Origin of the sequence: Foliimonas ilicis (genome assembly GCF_039939195.1) — a bacterium.
In the GTDB taxonomy this organism is placed as follows: domain Bacteria; phylum Pseudomonadota; class Alphaproteobacteria; order Rhizobiales; family Rhizobiaceae; genus Foliimonas; species Foliimonas ilicis.
The window spans coordinates 249303-270313 of sequence record NZ_JBDUUH010000006.1 but is presented as its reverse complement, the minus strand read 5'-3'; the positions used below and the strand labels follow the sequence as shown (position 1 = coordinate 270313).

Here is a 21011-nt window from a genome sequence, read left to right as displayed (position 1 = left end):
TTACTGGCTCACGGCCAGAAGCTTGCTGGCACTCTCGGTCCAGTCCGATTGGCTTGCAGCTTCCTTGCCCGCGATCTGGCCGGTGACGAAGCACTCGGCGAGATTGCCTGCGCCGAGATAGAGAAAGCCCCAGATCGAGCCTATTTCACCGGCCTCGTAGAGCCGCGGGATGACTTCGCCATGCGCATTGATGACCCGCTGCTTTTCATCATGCACAGGCCCGCCCTGCGTGTTGTTAACGACCGGCCAAAGCGTGCCGACGTAAAACGGCGCTTGCTTCACCGCAAAGAGAGAGCCACCGGGGCGGCCGAAAGCCGTGTCTTCTTCCGCCTCGACTGAGGCGTTCCATCGATCCAGACTTTCCGCCAAAACCTTCGGATCAGCACCGATCAGAGCCGCGAGTTCTTCAACCGTGTCGGCCCGCTTCAGTATGCCGTTCTCGACCTCGCGCAGATTGTCGCCGCTCCACTCATAGGGCTCCACCGAGCTATCGTTCACGACAGCCTGACCGAGAGGGTAGAGCTTGCGCCCCTCCTCATCCAGAATGAGATAGGCCGGGATTTTCGGGAACTTTTGCGTCACCGGATCGAATTCATCGAGCGGGCGATGACCGGTATCCTGCACATAGGGATGGTATTCGTTCATGAAGCGCCGCCCTGTGCTGTCGAGGATGATCCACGACATGCGAACGTCAGGCTCCCGCACCTGCGGCGTCCAATCCGGCAGGCGCTTCACACGAAGCGCATAAGGATAATCGGGGTCGGGATGGCGGAACCCGTAAGAACCATGGAAATTCCACATATGCCAAAGATCAGCCCCCACAGCCTGCGCCATGCGGATGCCGTCGCCGGTGTTGCCACGCGTGGCAACAGGCAAGACCGGGCGTATCTGCCAATATTTGCGTTGGAATTCCGGGTCTGCCTCGAACCCGCCTGTCGCAAGGATCACGCCACGCCGCGCGGCTATTCGACTGACAGCATCCCCTTGCCGGACGACCGCCCCCGTCACCTCGCCCGACTCCGTAATCAGACGCTCTGCCGCAGTGCTCAGCCGCACCTCGATGCCACGCGAGCGTATATTGTCGTGAAGCAGCTTGAACACATTGGGTCCAAGCAGGCGTCCACGCGCATGCGGATATTCTTTGCGTGCATCGAAGCCGGGAATGGATGCGACCTCGACGATGCCAAGCGCATCGTGCCCCGGAAACGGATAATTACCGCCGCGATCGCGCAGCACGATTTCAGCACCGTTCACCTTCGCGAGTTCGCGAAAATACGCCTCCAGTTCGGTCATGCCCGAAGAAATGGCATCGAGCACGACATCGGGCACATCCGGCCCTGCGCTGTGGCGAATGTATTCGCGCCCGCGCGGCAGATCGGTGATGCTGCGAACGCCGCCACCCGCGCAGATTGAGATGCCGCCGGGGTCAGGCATTTTTTCTATCAAAAGCACCCGTGCGCCTGCATCGTGGGCAGCGATTGCCGAAGCCGCGCCGGCAAAGCCGAAGCCCACGACCAGAACATCCCATGTCTCGTCGAATGGTTTGGGCGAAAATTCTCGTGTCATTGCTGTTCCTGTTACGTGATGGCGGTCGTCTTTTTACGATTGAAGGCGCGGGCCAAAAGCAGCATCGCCAAGCTGACGCCGACGATAATCACCGCGAGTGCTGCCGCGAGTTCCACCGCACCGTCCTCGATGAATTGCAGCACCACAGTCGGCATCACTTGCGTGTCCGACTGGGCGAGGATTGCCGACATGGAAAGTTCGCGAAGGCTGAGAGAGAAGACCAAGACCCAGGCGATGCCGACAGCGCCGCGCACCAGCGGGAAAGTCACGTCGCGGATGCTGCGAAGCCAGCCTGCACCGGATATGCGTGCCGCCTCTTCCAGATCGGTCGACAATTGCTGGATGCCGTTGCGCACCATAACAAAAGCGATCGGCAACAGCTTGCCAGCATAGGAAATCAGAATCAGTGTCAAAGTGCCGTAGAACAAATCCACATAGCCCATAAGAACACCGACCGCATAGGCGATCGAGGGGAACCCGTAGGCGATCATCACGAGAAAAGTGATCAGCTCGCGCCCGAAGAAGCGAAACCTCTCGACGATCCAGCCAAGCACCAGCCCAAGTGTCGCGCAGACTGTCGCGGTCGCGAGCGCCAGCAGGATCGAATGCAGGATCGAGCTCCACGCCGGATAATATGGATCGATGATCAGAGCGTAGTGCTTGCCGACCAGATTTCCGAAATTGATATCCGCACCGAAATTCGTCAGCAGCGAAAGCAGAACCAGCGAACCCAGCGGCAGGATCGCGGTTACAACCGCGACAAGCAGGCAAAAGCCCCCTGCCAGCCAACGCCAGCGACCGAGCGTGACGACCTGCTCCGGCGTTGCTTTGCCCGAAAGCGTACGGAAATTCTCGGCGCGGATCACATATTTCTGGATCAGCAGGCTGATGGCCGTGAAAAGCATGATCGGCATGGCGACCGCCGCCGCATAATTGAACTTTGGCGGGAAAGTCAGCAAATCGTATATCTTGGTGGTGATGACCGAGAAATTGGCCATGGTCCCGATGGCGGCAGGAGCGCCGAAGGACGACAACGCATCCAGCATAACCAGAATGACTGCCGAAAGGATTGCCGGGCGCACCAGCGGCAGCGTGATGGTGAGCGTGCTCCGCAGACGATTTGCGCCGAGCACGCGGGCAGCCTGTTCATGGCTGGAGTCGATATTGTTCAGCGCCACGTTCACGGCAAAGAACACCAGCGGGTAGACACCTATGATTTCGATGAAAACCAACCCGCCGAAGCTCATAATATTCAATGGCGCATGCGTAAAACCGAGATATTCGATCGCAAACTTGTTGAGATAACCGGAGTTTGGCGCGGCCAGAAATATCCACGAGATAACCGAAATGAAGGTCGGGATAACGAAGGAAATTCCTGCTGACAGGAAGACCAGCGATTTTCCCGGCGCATCGGTGCGCGCCACGATCCAGGCCAACGGAATTCCGAGTGCGCAGGCTCCCAGCGTGACCCAGAAAACCAGCCACACCGAATTCATCGTGGCCGTCAGCATACCCCGGCGCGAGAACGCCTCGCCAAAAGTGTCGAAGGTCAAATTTCCCTGTTGATCGATAAGGCTGTAGCCAATCAGCAGCGTCAGAGGATATGCGATCAGCGCGAACAAAATGGCCAGTGCCGCGCCGATGACGACCACGCGAACGGGCTGAATTGCCGAGATTCGACGACGCAATGTCGTGCCGAGAGAAAACTGACGCGTGTCGTAACGCTGGTGAGGTGCAGCTATGTCGGTCATACGACAATCCACGCGCTGTCCGGCCGCGCCCAAAGCCGGGTCTTGCCGTCCACAAAAGAACCGCGCTCGCGTGCCTGCACGCGCAGCAGCGTGTCGGCGGCTTGAAGCTTCAACTCATAATGCCTGCCGAGAAAGGCTTCCGAGACGAAGTTCGCCTCGATCGGCTGCTCCTCGGAAGCCGAGGTCTCTACCTTGAAACGCACATCCTGCGGACGCAGCAACGTCGTCGCCTGCGCGCCGACCACAACCTGCTCTACCCAAGCCTTCGGCCCGTTGCTCCAGAACTGCCCGCCAATATCGAGCTTCAAAAGTACGCGGCCAGCCTTGGCATCGACCTTTACGACGGTGCCATCCAGCAGATTGGCACTTCCCACAAAACTGCCGACAAAGCGGCTCGCTGGCTTGCGGTACACTTCTTCCGGAGTACCGATTTGCTCGATCCGACCCTTGTTCATGACCACGATGCGGTCAGCCAGCACGAGAGCCTCGTCCTGATCATGGGTGACGTAGAGAGACGTGATCCCCAGATCGCGCTGGAGATTGCGCAGCTCGAACCGCATTTCCTCGCGCAACGAGGCGTCAAGATTTGACAGCGGCTCGTCCAGAAGCAGAAGCGAGGGCCGCGTCACCAACGCGCGCGCCAGTGCCACGCGTTGCTGTTGCCCGCCCGAAAGCTCTGCTGGATAGCGCTTTGCGAGGGAACCGAGTTGCACGAGTTCCAGCGCGGAGGTAACGCCTGCCTGAATCTCAGCCCGCCGTTTCCCCGCCATCTTCAAACCATAGGCGACATTCTCGGCTACCGTCTTATGGGGCCAAATCGCATAGGTCTGGAACACCATTCCCAGATGCCGCTTTTCCGGCGGGAGCGCAAAACTGGCATCCGACGCCATAACCCCGTCGAGATGAATCTCGCCTGCATCAGGCTGTAGAAACCCTGCGACCATGCGCAACGTCGTCGTTTTGCCGCAACCGCTTGGCCCCAAAAGGACCACGCTTTCGCCGGTCGCAACTTCGAGGTCGATGCCATTGACGGCAGCCGTGTCACCCAGCTTTTTCTTGAGACCGCGCAGAACCAGCCGGGCGGAAATGCTCTCATTATCCTGAGATGCGGTCCGCTGCGTTGGAAGATGTAAGTAAGAAGCAGGCAATGAAATCTCCAGAAAACTAGGCGTCAGCCGGGCGCATCACGCGGTGCGCGCGTAGCGGCTTGGTGGCCGAGGAAGGCCAAAATGATCGCGCAGCGTCCTCCCGGCATATTCTTTACGAAACAGTCCGCGCTCGCGCAGGATCGGCACGACCTCGTCGACGAATTCCGACAGACCGGAAGGCACGATAGCGGGCATGATGTTGAAGCCGTCAGCCGCACCATTTTCGAACCAGAACTGAATGTGATCGGCCACCGCCTTCGGCGTCCCGGCCAGAACCTTGTGGCCGCGTCCACCTGCCAGCCTATGTAGAAGCTGCCTCAACGTAGGCTGCTCGCGTTTCACGATTTCCAAGATCACACCGGCACGGCTTTGCGCGCCCTGAACTGTCTCCGGCACCGGAAAAGCTTCGATCGCAATTTTCTCGTCCAAAGGAAAACCGGTGAAGTCGAAGCCATCGAAGCGTTGCGAAAGATGCTTGAGGCCGACGGCTGGAAGCGTCAGCTCGTTCAGCGCCTGTTCGTTGGCGCGGGCTTCGGCCTCGGTCGATCCCAATATCGGAGAAAGGCCCGGCAGGATCTTTATGCCCGATGGATCGCGTCCGAACGCGCGTGCCCGTCCCTTCACATCGTCAAAGAATACCTTTGCATCAACGAATTCCTGTTGGGCGGTGAAGATCGCTTCGGCATAGCGGGCAGCAAAATTGCGGCCGCTTTCCGAAGATCCCGCCTGAACAAGAAGCGGATAGCCCTGCGGCGAACGCGGCTGGTCAAGTGGCCCGCGCACGTCGAAATGCTCGCCATGGTGATCAATTTGATGGATTTTGCCTGTGTCGGCATAAATTCCAGCGGACCGATCGTAGACACGTGCATCGTCTTCCCAGCTATCCCAGAGCTTACCAACCACATCAATGAATTCGGTTGCGCGCTGATAGCGGCTCTCATGCTGGCTACGCTCCGAACGTCCAAAATTCCCGGCGGCCTCCGCAGACCATGAGGTAACGATGTTCCAGCCTGCGCGCCCGCCACTAATGTGATCGAGCGAGGCGAACTGACGTGCAAGATTATAAGGCTCGTTGTAAGTGGTGGTGGCCGTCGCGATCAGGCCGATCCGCTCCGTCGACCCGGCCAATGCAGCGAGAAGCGTTAATGGCTCCAGCTTGCCCTGCGCAATATGGCGTACGCTGCGCCCAATGGCCAGCTGATCGGCGAGAAACAGACTATCGAAACGTCCGCTCTCCGCAATGCGCGCGATTTCACGATAATAGCCGATATCAGTTATGCGATCGGGCTGCGACTTCGGATGCAACCACGACGCTTCGTGATGCCCGGTTGTCGGAATGAATACATTGAGATGCAAAGACGTGTCAGATGTCATTTTATTTTCTTGAAGATATTGACTGGGAAAAAAGTCGCACGCCGTGCAATCAAAAACCCGCCAGCGCAGCAGATATTGCCGCGCAGCACAAATCTTATGAGTTTCAGAAAGTATTCGCTGCAGAAGAGGTGATTATTGGCGTATCAACACGCCGCATTTAGCCCAAACATTGCCTTAGCCAGTCATTTACTCAATCTTTCGTTGACTGCGTAACGATAGACAGAGAGCATCACTGCCAACAGAGAAAATAATCTAATATCTATAAAATTAGTAGATTAAACGCATCCTTTGGGCAGAGGATGGTTTGCGCGACGCTATAAGCCGTGCCGGTTTGAAAACCCCATTAACGTCGTTGGGGTTTGTAGGATGGCGTCATCACATCTCTAAGCATCGCTCAAGGAATGGCCGCGAGTTACGTTGTCGGCATAGCGTGCGCCGCTAAAGTTCAGCAGGAATTTTCTTCTTGGCCCACTGAAGTTGGAATGGACTGGCTCTCCCGGATTCACAAAACCCTCCATGATTAGCGGGAATTCAGCCAACCAAGGATATCTCCTCATGGATGCAATCAACCGTCGAACCGCAGTTTCTGCTTTAGCCGCATTCGCAACGCTTACATTCACACTGCCCATCTTGGCAGAAGACCTGAAGCTCACCATCGGATATCAGACCGTCGTTGAACCGTCGAAGGTCGCACAGGCAGATGGCCTGTATGAGAAAACGCTCGGCGCAACGATCGACTGGCGCAAATTCGATTCCGGCGCAGATGTGATCGCAGCAATCGCTTCGGGCGCAATCGACATTGGCTATGTCGGGTCTAGCCCGCTTGCTGCGGCCGCCAGCCGTGAGCTGCCCATCCAGACGATTTTCGTCGTCGGGCTGATCGGGGAATCCGAAGCGCTCGTCGCACGCAACGGTTCGGGTATTGCAAAGATCGCTGATCTGGCTGGCAAGAAAGTGGCGGTACCTTTCGTATCGACCACGCATTACAGCCTTCTCGCCGCTCTGAAGCATGAAGGCGTGGATCCGAAAACGGTCGAAATCCTCAATCTTCGCCCTCCGGAAATCGCGGCAGCATGGGAACGCGGCGACATCGATGCCGCCTATGTCTGGGACCCCGCGCTGGGACAAATCCGTACGAATGGCGAGATCATCGTGGATTCCGCCAAGGTCGCCGAATGGGGCGCGCCGACTTTCGACGCGTGGATCGTGCGGACTGAATTTGCCGAAAAATCTCCAAAAGCCGTCACCGATTTCGTCAAGGTCACCGGCGCTGCATATGCCGAATTCCTGAAAGCACCGGATTCCTGGAGCACATCTTCAGAACAGGCTGGAAAGATCGCAAAATTGACGGGCGCAAATGTCACTGATGTTCCGCTGCTTCTCAAAGGCTATGTTTTCCCATCACTTACCGATCAGGCTTCAAGCGACTTTCTCGGCGGCGGCACCGTGAAGGCAGTTGCTGCTACCTCCGAATTCCTGAAGGAACAAGGACGCATCGACGCAGTGTTGCCGGATTATGCAAACTACGTGACCTCCAAATATGCGACCGAAGCCGCGGCCTCGAACTGATCGATCTGCAAGGAGCGCGCGATGGGAACGCTGAAACTGAACAATGTGGTCGTTCGCTATGAAGGCCAGTCGTCGGTTGCGGTCGATCGCGTGTCTCTTTCCGTGTCTTCAGGCGAGTTTGTCGTTCTTACCGGAAGGTCCGGTTGCGGGAAAACATCGCTTTTGAATGTTGCCGCCGGCTTCATCACGCCAGCTTCGGGATCGGTTGCGGTCGACGGCCGGGCGGTCATCTCGCCCGGAGCTGACCGGGCCGTCGTTTTTCAGAACGATGCATTGTTTCCGTGGCTCTCGGCGATGGACAATGTTGCATTCGCATTGCGTATGCGCGGCGTGGCGCGGGCCGAGCGAAAAGCGCGAGCGCTGGATTTGCTCTCTCAGGTGCGGCTCGGTGATGTCGGCAGCAAGCCGATATGGGAACTTTCCGGAGGCATGCGGCAACGGGTGGGACTTGCCCGCGCGCTTGCCGCATCGCCTGACTTCCTGTTGATGGACGAGCCGCTCGGTGCACTCGACGCGCTGACCCGAGAAAGAATGCAGACGTTGTTGCTCGACATATGGGCAACAACGGGTGCCGGTGTGCTCATGGTCACGCATGGCACCGAGGAAGCATTGCTTCTCGCGACAAGCGTCATCGTCATGGCCCCAGGCCCCGGCCACATCACGCACCGGATCGAAACCGGTTTCGGCCGTCGTTACGCTGATGGAGAGCCGCTCAAATCCATCAAGGCTGATCCTTCCTTCGCCGCAACACGCGCAGAACTTTCCGATGCGATATTCGAGGGAGAAGCGGCATGAGCATCGCGCAACAATCCACGTCGCTTGAGCGCGGCTTGCCAAACGAACATTCGGCCAAGCGGGTCGTGCCGGATGCATCTGCCGTGCCGTGGTCGGGTCCAGCACGAAAGCGCTCGCTGAGCGCACGCAGCATCAGCCTGTTGACCGTCTTGGTCCTGCTGCTCGTTTGGGCGCTTGCTGCCGAGCTTCGGGTCGTGTCGCCTGTTTTTCTACCTTCACCGCTGGTCGTGGCGAAAAAATTCTTCGTTCTGATCGACAAGGGCTATGTGGACGCGACGCTGCTTGTGCATTTAAAAGCGAGCCTCTGGCGGGTCTTTTCCGCATTGCTGGCTGCGCTGGCGCTCGGCGTTCCGATAGGTCTGGCTGTGGGCCTAAGTCCCGTCGGCAGAGGGATTTTCGATCCTCTTCTGGAATTTCTGCGGCCCATACCGCCATTGGCCTATCTGCCGCTGGTTATCATCTGGTTCGGCATCGGTGAATTGTCCAAGGTTCTGGTGATCGCCATAGCGATGCTGGCGCCTATTGCCCTGTCAGCGGCGTCAGGCGTGCGCAACGCGGGACAAGAAAAAATCAACGCAGCGCGCGCCTTGGGCGCTTCTCGCGGACAGGTGATTTATCACGTCGTATTGCCAGCAGCGCTTCCCTCTATCCTGACCGGCCTGCGTATAGCGCTGGGTGTCGGCTGGACCACATTGGTCGCAGCAGAACTGATTGCTGCCACTCAAGGGCTAGGCTTCATGATACAGTCAGCCGCACAGTTTCTCGTCACCGATATCGTGATCGTCGGGATTTTTGTCATCGCTGCCACCGCTTTCGTTTTCGAGTTCGCGATAAGACGCATTGAAACGATTTTTGTGCCGTGGTCCGGGGAAAACTGACCGAACAGGCAAACTAAGAGAACCCCTTTGATATGACGCAGCCACGCAAACTCAAGCTGGGCGCATTCATGCGCCCGGTCAGCCTTCACACTGGAGCTTGGCGTTATCCGGGCGCGGTTGCGGACGCCAATTTCAACTTTCCGCTTCTGAAAAAGATGATCCAGACGCTGGAGGCAGCGAAGTTCGACGCTTTCTTCATGGCAGATCATCTTGCCGTACTGAATATGCCGATTGAAGCTTTGAAGCGAAGCCACACAGTCACGTCTTTCGAGCCATTCACGCTTCTGTCCGCTCTTGCAGCCGTTACCGAGAAAATCGGACTGGTTGCGACGGCGTCCACGACATTCGACGAGCCCTATCACGTCGCACGTCGTTTCGCGTCGCTCGATCATATCAGCGGAGGTCGCGCCGGATGGAATATCGTGACGACCTCCAATCCGGATGCGGCACGCAATTTTGGTCGTGACGAGCATGTAGATCATGCGCATCGATACGCCCGCGCGCGCGAATTCTACGATGTCGTCACGGGCCTATGGGACAGCTTCGACGACGATGCATTTACCCGAAATCAGGAAAGCGGGCTCTATTTCGATCCCGAAAAAATGCATGTGCTTGGCCATAAGGGTGACCAGCTTTCGGTGCGCGGACCGCTGAACATTGCAAGGCCGCCACAGGGCTGCCCGGTCATCGTTCAGGCGGGAGCATCAGAGCCCGGACGGCAATTGGCGGCCGAGACTGCAGAAGTGGTATTTGCGGCGCCTGACAGTCTCGCCGCTGGCAAGGCGTTCTATGCAGATGTGAAATCCAGAACGGAAGCTGCGGGCCGTCACCGCGATGACATCAAAATCCTGCCTGGAGCCCTCGTGCTGGTCGCCGACACGCAACAAGAGGCCGAAGACAGGCGGGCGAAACTCGACAGTCTTGTCTATTATGAAAGTGCGATTGCCTCGCTTTCCATCGCGCTCGGTCATGACGTCTCGTCGTTAGATTCAGACGCGCCACTTCCTGAGCTTCCTGAAAGCAATGCCAGCAAATCCAGTCGCGAACGGGTCATCGCCTTGGCAAGGGCTGAAAATCTGACGGTCAGGCAGCTTGCGCAGAGGCTGGGCGGCTATTCAGGACTGGCTTTTATTGGGACGCCGGAAAGCATAGCGGACGAGATGGAGCAGTGGCTTCTTGAAGAAGGATCTGACGGATTCAATGTAAGCTTTCCGTATCTTCCTGTCGGGCTGGAAGATTTTGTCACCAAACTCATTCCTGAATTGCAGCGGCGCGGTATTTTCCGGTGCGAATATGAAGGCTCAACGTTGCGCGAAAATCTGGGACTAGCCCGCTCCAAGAGCCGTTTCCTCTGACGAGGCTTGGAAGAACGAATTTCACGCCGCTATCGGAATATCTTAAACGCGATACACGCCCGTTTAGGCCTTTATTCCCCTGCCGACCGACATCACGCACGGCTGTTTCTGTGCTTAAGAACTCAGCCGTGCCAGTATTTTCATGAGAGAATCTGGCGGCGACAGGCATCTGGATCTGGTGCCTTGCTCCGCAGCTTTCCTGCAGGAGGAAAAGTTGCCCCGAATAGTGCCTATACTTGATTTGGCCCGCTTCGATCAGGGTGCATCGGAGCGCCGGTTGTTTCTGGCAGACTTGCGCTCTGCTGCACGCGATGTCGGCTTTTTCTACCTCGCCGGCCATGGCATTCCGCATTCAGAAATTCACGACGTGCTTTCGGCCTCGCGACACTTTTTTGCGCTGCCCGAGGCTGAAAAGCTGGCAATAGAAATGGTCTACTCATCACAGTTTCGTGGATACACGCGGGCTGGCGGCGAGTTCACCAAGGGTAAGGTCGACTGGCGCGAGCAGCTCGACATCGGTGTGGAACGTGACGCGATCGAGCAGAAAAACGGGATTCCCGCATGGACCCGGCTGCAGGGTCCGAACCAATGGCCAAGCGCCCTGCCCGCGCTGAAACCGGCATTATTGGCCTGGCAGGCACGGGTGACGGATGTCGCGATCAGGTTGCTGAAAGCTTTCGCCCTTGCGCTCGATCAGGCTGAAGATGCCTTCGATCCGATATACGCCGATCAGCCCAATCATCGCATGAAGATCGTTCGTTATCCCGGGCGCGACTCCATAGAAGACGACCAAGGTGTCGGCGCGCATAAGGATGGCGGATTCCTGACTTTGCTTTTGCAGGATGAGCATAAGGGCCTGCAGGTGGAATATGACGGAGAATGGATCGACGTTGACCCCATCTACGGCACCCTCGTCGTCAATATCGGCGAATTGCTTGAGCTTGCCTCCGATGGATTCTTGCGAGCCACTGTGCACCGGGTGCTAACGCCTCCGACCGGAACTGACCGTATCTCCGTGCCGTTCTTCTTCAGTGCCAGACTTGATGCGACGATCCCTCACCTCAATCTGCCGGAGGAATTGGCCAGCCAGTCTCGCGGGGCTGCAAGCGATCCCGATAATCCGCTGTTTCGCGATGTCGGCACCAATGTGCTGAAGAGCCGGTTACGGTCTCATCCTGACGTAGCACGTCGGCATTATGCCGACTTGCTGGAAACGAGCAGCGCAACAGGTTGAGCAGATTGTGCACCTCGCCTGAATAACGGCCGCAAGGGGGATATCGAACTCTTCAAGATGCTATTTTTGGAATAATCTACCTTCTCTATCGAAATTAGAAAATTACGGTATCGTCACGGGAGTTCATTCATGACGATATCGAAAATTTCGCCCAAAACCGCTTCTGATCCACTTCATTTCTTCTGGTTCATTCCGACCCATGGAGACGGAACATATTTGGGCACCGAGCATCTGTCCCGGCGCCCGGATTATCGTTATTTCAAGCAGATAGCGGTGGCTGTCGACCAATTGGGCTTCGAGGGCGTTCTGCTTCCCACCGGCCAGAGCTGCGAGGATTCCTGGATCACCGCGACCGGACTTGCAACGGTCACGGAGCGGCTGAAATATCTGGTGGCATTGCGTCCCGGCGTTACCTCGCCAACCTTTGCCGCCCGCCAGACAGCAGCACTCGACAGGCTTTCGGACGGGCGACTTCTTCTCAATGTCGTCGTCGGTGGAAATCCCACCGAACTTGCCGGTGACGGCATCTATCTCGGCCATGACGAGCGCTATGAACAAGCTGGCGAATTCCTCGACATATGGAAGCGTCTGCTTACCGGCGAGACCGTCGATTTTGAAGGTAAATATTATAATTTGAAGGGCGCACGCGTCGATTTCCCGCCCGTACAGACGCCGCACCCGCCGCTTTACTTCGGAGGGTCGTCTGGCGCGGGACAGGATCTCGCAGGCGAAACCGTCGATATGTATCTGACCTGGGGTGAGCCGGTAGATCAGGTGCGCGAAAAGCTCGAGCAAGTACGTGAACGCGCTGCCCGTTTCGGCCGCAAGTTGCGATTTGGAATGCGCATCCACTTCATCGTTCGCGAAACGGAAGAGGAGGCATGGCGCGCAGCCGACAAGCTGATCGAGAATATTTCGGACGAGCAGATCGAGCGGTCCTACAAGCGCTTTCAGCAGGAAATGGACTCGGTCGGCCAGAAACGCCAAGCCGAGTTGCATGGCGGACGTCGCGACAAGCTCGTCGTTGCCCCGAACCTATGGGCGGGCGTGGGGCTGGTGCGAACAGGCGTTGGCACAGCGCTGGTCGGCACGCCTAAACAGATCGCCGAACGCCTGCGCGAATATCAGGCGCTCGGCATCGATACGATCATCGGCTCCGGTTATCCGCATCTAGAGGAAGCTTACCGCGTCGCCGAGCTTCTCTTCCCCGAACTGGGCATCACCGCTGGCCGTCACGGGCTGCGCGACGCCGTCGCCAATGAATTTTCCGTTGGCAATTATGGCGGATCAAAGCTCGGTGCCGCTGCTGGCTGACACAACAATTTCAAACATTTCGAATGAGGGACGATATCGTGAAGAAATTTTTTGCAGCCATCGCCGCAACCACCATGCTCACCTCGATGTTTGCGGTGACTGGCGCGCATGCAGAAGGCCTAATCCGCATTTCCGAGCAGTTCGGCACGATCTATCTGCCACTGCATGTGATCCGCGATCAGAACCTTCTCGAAAAGCATGCCAAGGCAGTAGGCCTCGATTCAATCGAGGTCGAATGGGCAAAGATCAGCGGTGGTGCAGCCGTCAATGATGCCATCCTGTCGGGTGCGATCGACATTGCCGCTGCCGGTATCGGGCCGTTCCTGACATTGTGGGACCGCACGGATGGTGCCGTGAAAATCATCGGCGGCCTTTCGAACCAGCCGAACTATCTCATCACCAGAAATCCCGAAATCAAGACGCTGGCCGACTTTACAACTGCTGACAAGATCGCTTTGCCCGCAGTTGGTGTATCGGTTCAGGCAAGAATTCTTCAAATCGCGGCTGAACAGGAATTCGGAGTAGGCAATCACAACAGGCTCGATAATATCACCGTTACGCTGCCACATCCGGACGCCACCAATGCGCTGCTTTCCGGCGCGACCGAGGTAAATTCGCATCTGTCGAATACGCCTTTCCAGGAACGGGCACTGCAAGACGAGAAAATCCATCGCGTTTTCTCGTCCTATGACGTACTCGGCGGGCCGGTGACGCCGACCTATGTCTATTCGACGACGGAATTCCGCGAGGAAAATCCACTGACCTACAAGGCGTTCTTCGAGGCGTTCAAGGAAGCGTCGGCATGGATCGAAGCCAACAAGAAAGAAGCCGCCGAAACATATATCCGTGTCGAGCAGTCGAGCCTCGAACCGGAATTCGTGCAGTCGCTCTTGGAGTCGCCGGATTCCAGATACACGCTGGTGCCGTCGGCCTCATTCAAATTCGCCGATTTCCTTCATCGAACCGGCGCAATCAGCAAGAAGGCCGAAAGCTGGAAGGACTACACGTTCGAAGATCTTCATGGCGAAGAAGGCAGCTGATCCAATGCTCGCCCCTGCTGAAAAACGGCCGGCATCGCCACCTGTATTCGAAGCTCGCAATTTGACGATCGATTATTCCACCGATCATGGCACCGTGCGCGCCGTGGAGGATGTCTCGCTTGAGGTTGGTGAGGGCGAACGCCTTGTTCTTCTCGGGCCTTCAGGCTGCGGGAAGTCGACGATCCTCAAGGCAGTGGCGGGGTTCATCAAGCCGAAGGCAGGGGTAATCGAAGTGCGTGGCCGCAAAGTACAGGGGCCAGGACCGGACCGCATCGTGGTGTTTCAGGAGTTCGATCAGCTACTGCCTTGGAAAACGGTGCGCCAGAACGTCGAATTTCCGCTGCGTGTGTCAAAAAAACTCAACAAGGTAGAAATTCGCGACCGCGCCGATACTGCCTTGCGCAAAGTAGGCTTGGAGCGTGTGCTCGATGCGTACCCGCATACACTTTCAGGCGGCATGAAACAGCGCGCGGCGATTGCGCGCGCGCTGGTGACTGATGCCGATATCCTGCTCATGGACGAGCCCTTCGCAGCGCTGGATGCTCTTACGCGCAAGCAGTTGCAGCAGGACCTTCTCGCACTAGCCGAAGACATCGGCTTTACCTTACTGTTCGTCACGCACTCGATCGAGGAAGCGATCCTCATCGGGACGAAGCTGCATCTCTTAAGCCCGCATCCGGGCCGTACCATCGCCAGCTTCGACACCAGCGAATTCGGCTGGGAGCAGTATGGCAATCGCCGCTTCGAGGATGTCTCGAGCGAAGTTCACGATCTGCTTTTCAAGCGGCCGGCAAATCATAAGGAACTCGCCAATGTCTAGCGTCGTGTCGCCCTCCAGCGATGCGGCTGGTTTGCCCCGCTTCGCAGCCAATCTCTGGAAATCGGGATTCGTGCGAAAGACACTGATCCTGATCGCCCTCGCTACGATCTGGCAGATTGCGGCGACCATAAATGCCAAGCCGATCCTGTTTCCGACCTTCACCGCGACAATGTCGGCGCTGTGGAATGCAATTCTCAACGAGAATTTGCTGCTTTCTACATGGGGCTCCCTGTCGGTTCTCCTCAAGGGCTACGCAATCGCAATCGCGCTTGCACTTGTCATCGTGTCGCTCGCCGTAACAAGCGCCTTCATCCGCGAGACGCTGCAGTCCCTGATCGCGATGTTCAATCCTTTGCCGGCAATCGCGCTTCTGCCGCTTGCCATGCTCTGGTTCGGTCTTGGTGAAACAAGCCTGCTGGTGGTGCTCGTTCATGCGGTGCTCTGGCCTTTTGCGCTGGCCACTTTGTCAGGCTTCGACGGAGTACCGGAAACGCAACGCCTGGTGGGCCGCAATTATGGCCTGAAGGGACCAGCTTATGTCGTGAAAATCCTTATTCCAGCGGCCCTTCCATCGATCCTTTATGGTTTGAAGATCGGCTGGGCATTCGCATGGCGCACGCTTATCGCGGCCGAACTGGTGTTCGGCGTCTCTTCGAGTTCCGGTGGTCTCGGCTGGTACGTCTTCCGCAACCGCAACGAGCTTTTCACCGACAAGGTTTTTGCCGGATTGGCGCTCGTGATCATCATTGGCCTGTTAGTCGAAGGCGTGATCTTCCGGCTTACAGAGCGACTGACTGTTCGCCGCTGGGGAATGCAGCGCTGATCAACAGCGCTGCTATTTGAGCGGGAAGCCGAGGCGGTTCAGCACATCGCGTAGAAGATGCCTGCCTTTCAGTGCCGCAACGGTTTGCAGACGCGCAATAACCAGCTCGCTCCACGATGCGGGATCAAGCCCCTGTTCGGCGCGGAACGCCGAAGTGTGGCGGTCGTGGCGCGCTATGGCTTCCTGCTGGGCATCTTGCGAATAGCGCTCATAGTGAAGCACCGCTGCCTGCGGCAGACGCGGCTTGACCGCCGTTTGCACAGATCGGTCCAGATAGCCGACCACCAGCCCAAACACTGCAAAGCTCGATGGCGGCAGGTCGATCTCGGCTGCCACCTCGGCAGGATGATTGCGCAACGCGCCGACATAGACGGTGCCGAAACCAAGCGATTCCGCTGCAACCAAAGCATTTTGCGCCGCGAGCGCGGCATCTATGCTGGCAATCAGGAAAGTCTCTGTGAAGGCAAGCCCTTCAAGTTCGCGGCCTGTTGCTGCCGCGATGTTTCCGGCGCGCGCAAGATCGGCCACCCAGACGAGTAGCAAAGGCGCATCCTTGATGTGCTTCTGGTTGCCCGCAAGCTCGGCAAGGCGGGCCTTGCGAGCCGGGTCCTGCACGGCAACCACGCTCCACGCCTGCAAATTGGAGGATGTCGGCGCAGATTGCGCAGCGGCGACAATCGCTTCGATCGTGCCCTTCGGCAGCGGGTCAGGATGGAAAGCGCGCACGGAACGATGATCGAGCAAGCCTGCAATCGTGTCGTTCCAACCCCTCGCGGTCTGGAGCGGTTCGCGATACCGCTGGCGATAGGCCGCCTGCTGATCGTCCTTATCAACCAGAAGTGTATCGTGGGGTTGGATCACGTCTACGACGCTCATGCCTATACTCCTGAAAGCGAATAGTGAATGTAACTTAGCAGCGTGTAGGCCACGAGCGTATGCGCATAATGCTCCACGTCGCCTTCTATTCCGCCGCCTCGCGGGCTGCGTGAACGTTCGCGGATTAGGGAGACCGAGATTTCCACGCGATGTCGTCGTTTCATATTCGGAGCGGAACAGCCCGCGCCGGCGCAGTTCAGGCACGACCAGATCGATGAAATCAGTCAGCCCGCCGCAATGAACCGAACTTCAGATTCAGGTGTCTAGAACCTTACTCCCAGCTTGGCACCGAATGCATGGTCTTGGTTGCCCGATCCGCCGAAGCTTGTCCGGTAGTCGAAGCCGAGGTTCCAGTCGTTGTCGAAGCCCATGTCGAGCGAAAGGCCGAGTGTGGCATAGTCGCGAACGGTCGGATCGATGTCGATCGCATAGGGCAGCCCGCCGATATCGGTATAGCCAATGCTCGCCCGCGACGATCCATCGAAGTCATGGGTGTATTCGGCCCGAACCCCAGGGGTCAGGACACCCCAATCCATATCGAACGCATAGCTCGCTCGAATGCCGAGAACACCCGACAGGGTGTCGATCGTCTGATCGCCATAGGTCAGCCCGTAGATCCCGCCGCCCTTCTCGGTGAATCCATCCAGCAAGGAACGTGAGAGTTCGGCCCGCCCATAGGGCGAAATCAGCCATTTCGCGCCGCGGAATTCATACGATGCCGCAAGCGAACCGAAGAGTTGCGCGCCGCTGCGGCTACCCTCGGCGAAATCGCCATTGGCGGTGACAAAGCGCCTCGAGTCGAAATCCAGCCGGCTTGCGCCGATGAGGCCATCGATGAAGAAGTTATCGACCGGTTTGTAGCTGCCGTAGAGGGCGCCGCTGAAGGCTGTTCCGCGGCTTCCCGTGCCGTTGGAACCAATATCGGTCTGATCCCTGCTGTAGCCGACGCCGAAACCACCGACGAACCGCTCCGAGAAGCGGTAGTCGACACCGCCGCTGACGCCGACCATGGTGGAGTCGAGATCAATGCCGCCGCTGTCGCGTTCGCTGAAATTTACGAATCCTCCCGACCAGACAGCGAACGGTCCAAAATCAGGAGCCATCAACGGTGAGGAAGACGATAGCTCCGAATTCGCCGTGGAGGCCCGCGATGCCGGGGTGGCGTCGCTCGCCCCATAGGCAAGCATTCCCGGCATCTGCGCCGCTTGTTGGCCGCCGCTGGCGTCCTGGCGCGCGGCCGTCAGTTGTTCGAGTTCCCGCTGCGCGGGGCTGACCGAGCTGTTCTGCTGCAGGCCGAAGCGGACGCTCATGCTCGATGCACGCCGGTCGCCTTCATTATGAAGCTGTTCGAGCCGGCTTCCGAAGTTGCGTGTCTGGGTTTGTGCAAAACGGCGCGCCGCACCAACCTGCGCGTTCAGCAGGCCGATGACCTCGGGGTCCTGCGACGGGTCTGGGCGTGGCACCTCGGCGCGCGTGACGGTCACCGTATAGATCAGGCTCGTGCTGCCGTTCTGGGCGGTCACAGTCACGGAGACTGTGTTCGGCCGATGGCGAGCGGCACCGGCTGGCTGGCGGCACCCGAGGCGGCCGGCTGGCCGGCGATGGTTATGGCGGCGTTGGCGTGCGCGGCGGTCGGGGTCAGCGTCAGCATCTCGACCCCGTGGTCCACGGTGACCGAATATGCCCGCGTACCCGGCGCGAATGCCGGTTCCAGCGTGCCTGCGCTGAGCAGGAGCCCCGCGAGGTTCGCATTGGCCGAGCCTGCGCGCACGATCGTCACCGTATAGGTCTGCGTGCTCATACCGTCCTGCGCCGTCACCACGATGGAGACCGCATTCGTCCCCACCGCGAGCGGCAGTGCTTGACCGGGAGTGCCGGAAGCGACTGCCTGTCCGTTTACGGTCACCGTGGCGTTGGTATCGGCTACCGCCGGTGTGAATGTCAGGCTTTCAGTGTCGTGATCGAGATTGACCGTATAATTTGAGGTTCCGGGTGAAAACGCCGGCTCCAGCGCGCCGGCGCCGATCGACAATGCCGCGAGACTGGCGTTCGACGCGGCAAGGCGATTGACCGTCAGCAGGTAGGAAAGCACCGTCCCGTCTGCAGCGGTCACGTCGATGCGGATCGGCGTCGCTCCGACCGCAAGCGCCACCGGCTGGCTCGCGCTGCCCGAAGCAACCGCCTGGCCGTTGACCGTCACCGTCGCAGTCGCCTCGGCCACCGTCGGTGTGACGGAGAGGCTGTCCACCTCATGGCCGACATTCAGTCCGTAGCCGAGAACAGTGGGCGCGAAGGCGGGATCGATCGTTCCTGCGCTCGTCGCCAGACCGGTTAGCCGGACGTCGCCCGAAGGCGCACGCGTCGCCGTTACCGTATAGGTCTGTGTGCTCGTGCCGTCATGTGCCGTCACGAGAATGGTGATCACATTGGCTCCCACCAAGAGCGGAACCGGCTGGCTTGCGTTGCCCGAGGCGACCGCCTGGCCGTCGACCGTCACCGTCGCGTCGCTGTTCGATACGAGCGGCGTGAGCGTCAGGGTTTCTGTGTCGTGATCGACGGCGAGCGTATAGTTCAGCGTTCCGGGAGCGAAGACGGGGCTGAGCGCGCCTGCGCTGGACACAATCGAGGACAGGCTGGCATCATCCGAAAAGCGCACCCACACCGAGTTGTTGGTGTAGGCGACGTTGCCGTTCCCCGCCGCATCTGTGACCGAGCCGGCCGCTATCTGGATGCCGTAAGTGCCGGGAACGGTCATGCCGAAATCCACCTGATAGGTGATGTTGTCGCTCGTGCGCAGATTGGTCAGGGCCGCAGAGCCTCCAGCCGGCGGAAGGGGCGTTATGCTCCCCACCGCGAACCCCGTCACAGGCTTGGAAAACACGATCTCAAGCGTGACGTTTCCCACGTCGGACGGAGGGCTGCCGACGACACTGACGGCCTGCACCTCCGGCGATGTCGTGTCGACAAGCACGCCGCTGGTATTGCCGGTATTGTTCAAGGCAAGGTTGGCATTGGCGTAAGCAACGCTTCTGATCATGCCGCCATTGGCGCTCAAGGTTCCGACAACGACGCCGTTGGGCGCCAGATCGCCGGCCTGCACGCTGTACCTGAACACAAGGGCGCTGGAGCCACTGCCGCTGACATAGTCCGCAGTGCGCGTGACCGTGCCGACCGTCAGCGCGATTTGAGGCGTGCCGGTAACGGTAACGTCGCGATCGAAGTTGACCGTGAATTGCAGCGGATCGCCGGCCTTGTAGGTGCCATTGGCTGGAACAGCCACGGATGTCACAGTAGGCGTGGGTGCGCCAGTCGGCACGAAAGTGATTGTCCCGTCTGCGCGATCGGCGCCGGTGCATTGCTGCTGAGACGTACATGTCCAGTATGGGGCTGTCCCCGCCCTGACAAATCCCGGATTGTGGAAATCCACATAAAACTCGTCAGGGTCTGTGCTGCCTGTAAGAACCGTTTTAATGTTCCCCCACGGAAAGATAGCACTTCCATTAACCTGATAGCGCCCTCCGGTCGCGTGGCCTGCAAAACTGTAGTCTATCCTTGTCGTACCATAGGGCGCCGTTACCGTGAAATCATTGGCAGTGGGCTTCGGCGGCGTCGTGTCGACAAGCACGCCGGCAGTGCTGGCTATGTTGTTCAACGCAAGGTTGGCATCGATCTGAGCGGCGGTTCTGATCGTGCCGCCATTGGCACTCAGGCCGGTAACGGCGATGCCACTCAGTGCCATATCGCCGGGCTGCACCGTGTGCGTGAAGACAAGGGCGCTGGTGCCGCTCCCGCTGACATAATCCGCATAGCGCGGGCCCCCACCGACATTCAGCGCGATTCGAGGCGTGCCGGTGACCGTGACGTCGAGATCGAAGTTGACGGTGAATTGCAGCGGATCGCCAGCCCTGTAGCTGCCATTGACCGGAACAGCCACGGATGTCACGACGGGCGTAGGTGCGCCCGTCGGCACGAAGGTGATCGTCCCGTCCGCGCGATCGGCGCCGGTGCATTGCTGGTAAGACGTACATGTCCAGTATCGGACAGTCCCGGCCCCGATAAATCCCGGACTTTGGAAGAACACGTAGAAGGCAGGGTCGCTGCTGACCATAAGCGCCGAAGAGGAGGGCCCCAACGGACTGTAATCGTCGGTATCAACCCGATAGGTCCCTCCGGTCGCGTGGCCCGCAAAGCTGTAGTCTATCCTCGTCGAACCATAGGGCGCCGTTACCGTGAAATCACTGGCGGTGGGCTGCTGCGCCGACGCCGGTGCGGTCAGCGCAATCTGAACGCAGGCCACCAGCACAAAAAAGAAAAAACCCACGCGTCCGAAAACCGCGCCGAAGCCGCCCCGCATCGTCATCCCCATACCGCCCTTTTAAGCCCGCGCGCACAATGACGGGTGGCTGGCGGAAAATCAATACACACGGTATGGTTGTTGAAAAGGGCTGGCTGTGAGTTCGTCCGTTGG

At 58.5% G+C, this 21011-nt stretch carries 17 protein-coding genes; 10 read left to right on the top strand and 7 right to left on the bottom strand.

Annotated features, from left to right (window positions below; genetic code table 11):
• Genes ABFT80_RS15475 through ABFT80_RS15460 form a run of 4 tightly spaced genes read right to left on the bottom strand, consistent with a single transcriptional unit; the run spans window position 1 to window position 5839 of the window.
• On the bottom strand, window positions 1-1566 hold the full coding sequence (locus ABFT80_RS15475; RefSeq protein ID WP_347972801.1) for an FAD-dependent oxidoreductase: 1566 nt from the start codon (window positions 1564-1566) through the stop codon (window positions 1-3).
• 11 nt (window positions 1567-1577) lie between these two features.
• Entirely contained in the window at window positions 1578-3317 is a 1740-nt protein-coding gene (locus ABFT80_RS15470; protein WP_347972800.1) for an ABC transporter permease, read from the bottom strand.
• The gene (locus ABFT80_RS15465) at window positions 3314-4465 is read right to left on the bottom strand and encodes an ABC transporter ATP-binding protein (protein ID WP_347972799.1); all 1152 of its coding nucleotides are present in this window, start codon (window positions 4463-4465) and stop codon (window positions 3314-3316) included. Before ABFT80_RS15465 ends, ABFT80_RS15470 begins: the two co-directional genes overlap by 4 nt.
• Before the next feature lie 36 nt (window positions 4466-4501).
• Window positions 4502-5839, bottom strand: coding sequence for an LLM class flavin-dependent oxidoreductase (locus ABFT80_RS15460; RefSeq protein WP_347972798.1), 1338 nt, complete (start codon window positions 5837-5839; stop codon window positions 4502-4504).
• Between ABFT80_RS15460 and ABFT80_RS15455 the strand changes: the two genes are divergently transcribed.
• The 10 genes from ABFT80_RS15455 to ABFT80_RS15410 all read left to right on the top strand — a co-directional run bounded on the left by ABFT80_RS15455 (window position 5833) and on the right by ABFT80_RS15410 (window position 15667).
• Window positions 5833-6000 (top strand): hypothetical protein, encoded by a 168-nt coding sequence (locus ABFT80_RS15455; RefSeq protein WP_347972797.1) that lies wholly within the window; start codon window positions 5833-5835, stop codon window positions 5998-6000. The two genes, ABFT80_RS15460 and ABFT80_RS15455, sit on opposite strands and share 7 nt — an antisense overlap.
• A 394-nt stretch (window positions 6001-6394) precedes the next feature.
• Window positions 6395-7408: a taurine ABC transporter substrate-binding protein gene (gene tauA, locus ABFT80_RS15450; RefSeq protein ID WP_347972796.1), complete on the top strand. Its 1014-nt coding sequence runs from the start codon at window positions 6395-6397 to the stop codon at window positions 7406-7408.
• Window positions 7409-7429: 21 nt separating this feature from the next.
• On the top strand, window positions 7430-8203 hold the full coding sequence (locus tag ABFT80_RS15445) for a taurine ABC transporter ATP-binding protein (protein WP_347972795.1): 774 nt from the start codon (window positions 7430-7432) through the stop codon (window positions 8201-8203).
• On the top strand, window positions 8200-9081 hold the full coding sequence (locus tag ABFT80_RS15440) for an ABC transporter permease subunit (RefSeq protein WP_347972794.1): 882 nt from the start codon (window positions 8200-8202) through the stop codon (window positions 9079-9081). Before ABFT80_RS15445 ends, ABFT80_RS15440 begins: the two co-directional genes overlap by 4 nt.
• Before the next feature lie 32 nt (window positions 9082-9113).
• Window positions 9114-10436, top strand: coding sequence for an LLM class flavin-dependent oxidoreductase (locus ABFT80_RS15435; RefSeq protein WP_347972793.1), 1323 nt, complete (start codon window positions 9114-9116; stop codon window positions 10434-10436).
• A gap of 214 nt (window positions 10437-10650) precedes the next feature.
• Window positions 10651-11670, top strand: a complete 1020-nt coding sequence (locus tag ABFT80_RS15430; protein ID WP_347972792.1) for an isopenicillin N synthase family dioxygenase — start codon at window positions 10651-10653, stop codon at window positions 11668-11670.
• Window positions 11671-11799: 129 nt separating this feature from the next.
• The gene (gene ssuD, locus ABFT80_RS15425) at window positions 11800-12984 is read left to right on the top strand and encodes an FMNH2-dependent alkanesulfonate monooxygenase (RefSeq protein ID WP_347972791.1); all 1185 of its coding nucleotides are present in this window, start codon (window positions 11800-11802) and stop codon (window positions 12982-12984) included.
• A 38-nt stretch (window positions 12985-13022) separates the two neighbouring features.
• Window positions 13023-14024 carry an ABC transporter substrate-binding protein gene (locus ABFT80_RS15420; protein WP_347972790.1) on the top strand — a complete coding sequence of 334 codons (1002 nt, stop codon included), beginning with the start codon at window positions 13023-13025 and terminating at the stop codon, window positions 14022-14024.
• Window positions 14005-14844: an ABC transporter ATP-binding protein gene (locus ABFT80_RS15415; RefSeq protein ID WP_455189947.1), complete on the top strand. Its 840-nt coding sequence runs from the start codon at window positions 14005-14007 to the stop codon at window positions 14842-14844. Before ABFT80_RS15420 ends, ABFT80_RS15415 begins: the two co-directional genes overlap by 20 nt.
• Window positions 14837-15667: an ABC transporter permease gene (locus ABFT80_RS15410; protein WP_347972789.1), complete on the top strand. Its 831-nt coding sequence runs from the start codon at window positions 14837-14839 to the stop codon at window positions 15665-15667. The genes ABFT80_RS15415 and ABFT80_RS15410 overlap by 8 nt, the downstream gene beginning before the upstream one ends.
• A gap of 12 nt (window positions 15668-15679) precedes the next feature.
• Here the strand turns inward: ABFT80_RS15410 and ABFT80_RS15405 are convergent, their stop codons facing one another.
• From ABFT80_RS15405 to ABFT80_RS15395, 3 genes are all read right to left on the bottom strand, one after another.
• Window positions 15680-16543 (bottom strand): NADPH-dependent oxidoreductase, encoded by an 864-nt coding sequence (locus ABFT80_RS15405; protein ID WP_347972788.1) that lies wholly within the window; start codon window positions 16541-16543, stop codon window positions 15680-15682.
• A 263-nt stretch (window positions 16544-16806) separates the two neighbouring features.
• Entirely contained in the window at window positions 16807-18072 is a 1266-nt protein-coding gene (locus tag ABFT80_RS15400) for an autotransporter outer membrane beta-barrel domain-containing protein (RefSeq protein ID WP_347972787.1), read from the bottom strand.
• The gene (locus ABFT80_RS15395; RefSeq protein ID WP_347972786.1) at window positions 18069-20903 is read right to left on the bottom strand and encodes a cadherin-like beta sandwich domain-containing protein; all 2835 of its coding nucleotides are present in this window, start codon (window positions 20901-20903) and stop codon (window positions 18069-18071) included. The genes ABFT80_RS15400 and ABFT80_RS15395 overlap by 4 nt, the downstream gene beginning before the upstream one ends.
• Between the last annotated feature and the right edge of the window lie 108 nt (window positions 20904-21011).